This window comes from Archangium sp. (genome assembly GCF_036388035.1).
In the GTDB taxonomy this organism is placed as follows: Bacteria; Myxococcota; Myxococcia; order Myxococcales; family Myxococcaceae; genus Archangium.
Genome location: NZ_DASVSO010000170.1, coordinates 1 through 2,640 on the forward strand (window position 1 = coordinate 1; position 2,640 = coordinate 2,640).

Here is a 2,640-nt window from a genome sequence, read left to right on the forward strand (position 1 = left end):
CGCTTCAACGGGCGCGGGGTGAGCCTCGGCTCGACCGAGCAGAAGTACGGCAACGGCGAGCACGATGTCGACGTGAGCACCGTCAGCGGCTCGTTCGACGTGCAATCCGACGAAGCTTCGAAGTAGAGAGAATTTCACGCACCGTGCGTCCACGGTGCGGCAGGGCGCTCGCCGGTTGAACTCTCCAAGGAGCCGGCGAGCGCCTTGCTTTTTCCCGCGGGGCTACTTCACCTTGACCATGTTGAGGGTGGTGTTGTTGCCCCCGGAGATGATCCGCATGGCATCCGTCATCGTGTTGTTGCCCCACGCCTGGTAGGAATTGGCGTTATTGTTGTCCTCGTCATCCGTGTAGATGCCGCCCGTCGACAGCGCCTTGTAGAAGCCCGGCGCGGCGAAGACCCCGTAGGTGTAGTTCAGGTTGGGGAAGCCGCTCATGGTGTTGCTCCCATTCCGGAACAGGCAGAAGTGCAGGGTGGTGTTCCGGTTGAGGACATGGGAGCCACCCGAGGGCATGTTGGCCCAGTTCTTGTTGTTGTTGTCCTCGTTGTCGAAGTGACGGACGAACGTCTCCGAGCCATTGGGGCACTGGCTGCCCAACTTCACGACGGCGTAGTGGTTCCTCGTGTCGTTGACCGTGGACAGGGGCTTGAAGATCCTGCCATCCACCCGGCAGAAGAAGAGCTGGGTGTTGTCGGTGCTGCGGGTCGCTCCAATCCAGCCCCAGCGGTTGTTCGCGTTCCTCCGGTCCTCGTCATCCATGTAGAGGGTGGCATTGCCATACGAGGAACCCCAGTTGTCGCAGTACTGGCCCTGAATGACGCCCACGTCGTAGGTGTGGTCGATCTGCGGGCCCGGCCACCCCGTCCCCGGCCCCGGCCACGGCTGGATTTCCCGGAGGGTGGACCACCGGAGCTGCTCGGGATTCCAGGAGTAGACGAGCGTCTCCAGCTGGTACGAGGTGTCCAGGCTGGCGGCATCGGGCAGGGTGAAGTTCACGGCCTGCGCCCGCACCGTGTCTCCCACGAGCCAGCGCTCGCCGTTGCTGCTCGTCAGCACCCACCGGTAGATGTCGCCGCTGCCGCCCACCTGGGCGTGGAAGCGCAGCGTGCCGTCCTCACCCAGCGCTTGCTGGAAGCTCGGACCGCCCAGCTTGCGCAGGGGGGCCGCGCCGCCCTCGGGAGCCTGTCCGCTGGCCACCGCGTCCGGCGGCGGGAGGCTCACGGGACTGTCGAGCCGCGTGGGCGCGAGCTCCACCTGCTCGATGGTCAGGTCGCACTTGTCCGCGCACGGGCTCTCCGGCCGCACATCGAGGACGAGCCGGGGGTCCAGTGCGAGCAGGCGCTCGACGGAGATCTCCTGCCCTGGGGCGAAGGAGCCCGCCAGCGAGCCCGCCGGGAGCAACAGCGCGAGCTGGTGCTCGGTGGGCTTGGGCTCCTCTTCCGGAGCCCCCGCGGGTGCGAGGCGCGCATCGCTCCCACCGAGCACGGACGCGAGCACCTCCCGGAGGGAGCCACCGTTCTGCAGCTTCGAGACGGCCTCGGCGGGCGCCTCCACCAGCAGCACATCGGCCTGGGCGAAGGTCTCGCTCGCGATGGGCTCGCGCACGGCGTCGGGTGACTCGGGCACGGGCACCACGCCCAGCGAGTGCTGGTAGGAATCCAATTCGCCCCGGGTCTGCGCGGCGTCGATCGCCAGCCACTGCCGAGACGAGACGCGGACGGCCTGGATGGCCTCACCGCCCTCCTGCGCCTGCGCGGAACCCGCCAGTGTCAATACGGCGAGGGCGGCGAGGAGCCGCCGCGTACCTGTGAACCCTCGAGAAGCGCCGCCCTGTGATTGCATTGAATCCTCGGCTTCCATGGAACGGTAGGAATGCCGTTTTTAACAGAATTCATTCGGGAAATACAGCCTAGTAGAGCAACCCATCCACCGGTTGCAGCGGGGAGGGCAGCTCGGTCTCCCCGAGCATCTGCCGCAGGTTGATCTCGATGGTGCGGCAGAGCGCCGTCATGGGCGTGTCGCTGACCCCATCCTCGAAGGGCGTCTCCACGTCACGGCCCACCGCGTCCATGGCGATGAAGAGGAAGGCGATGATGGCGGTGACGAAGGGGGTGAGCCAGGCCAGGTCCGCCACCACCCCGAGCGGGAGGATGCCCAGGTAGGCGCGCACCATGGCGCGCGGCAGGACGTCGTACTGGAGCGGGATGGGGGTGTTCTTGATGCGCTCGCAGGCCCCGAGGATGTTCGTCAGGTCCGTGAGGGTCCGGTCGAACATCACCAGGCGGAACACGTCGTCCGGGCCCTGGTGCTGGCCGTAGACGCGGCGCAGCCGGGTGGCCACCCAGGTGAGGATGGCCGAGGGCACGTTCTTCTCCTCGCGCAGTGCCTCCAGCACGCTGGCGCGGAAGAAAGGGGTGATCTCCGGAAAGGGATCCTGCTGGCGCAGGTGGCAGCGCAGGGCGTTCACGAAGCCAATCTGGGCGTACACCAGCTCGCGCTCGTCCTCGGTGATGGACTGGCCCGGGCCTCCGTACAGGCCCTGGCGCTCGCGCGCCGTCTGCTGCGTCTCGAGCGTGGCCACCAGCCCCACCAGCCCTCGCCCCTCGGGGTGGTCCCTGTTGAGTGCCTTTCCGTAGCGAT

The 2,640-nt window shown here is 67.1% G+C and carries 2 protein-coding genes; both read right to left on the reverse strand.

The window, feature by feature from the left end:
- Positions 1 to 222: 222 nt before the first annotated feature.
- Entirely contained in the window at positions 223 to 1,842 is a 1,620-nt protein-coding gene (locus tag VF697_RS07520; RefSeq protein WP_331092815.1) for a hypothetical protein, read from the reverse strand.
- 67 nt (positions 1,843 to 1,909) lie between these two features.
- Positions 1,910 to 2,640: bestrophin family protein (locus VF697_RS07525; protein WP_331092816.1), on the reverse strand; the 731-nt coding region annotated here is incomplete at its 5' end.

Excerpts from the sequence above, each read along its gene's own strand:
- VF697_RS07520 (WP_331092815.1), bottom strand. The coding sequence starts at position 1,842 with ATGCAATCACAGGGCGGCGCTTCTCGAGGGTTCACAGGTACGCGGCGG.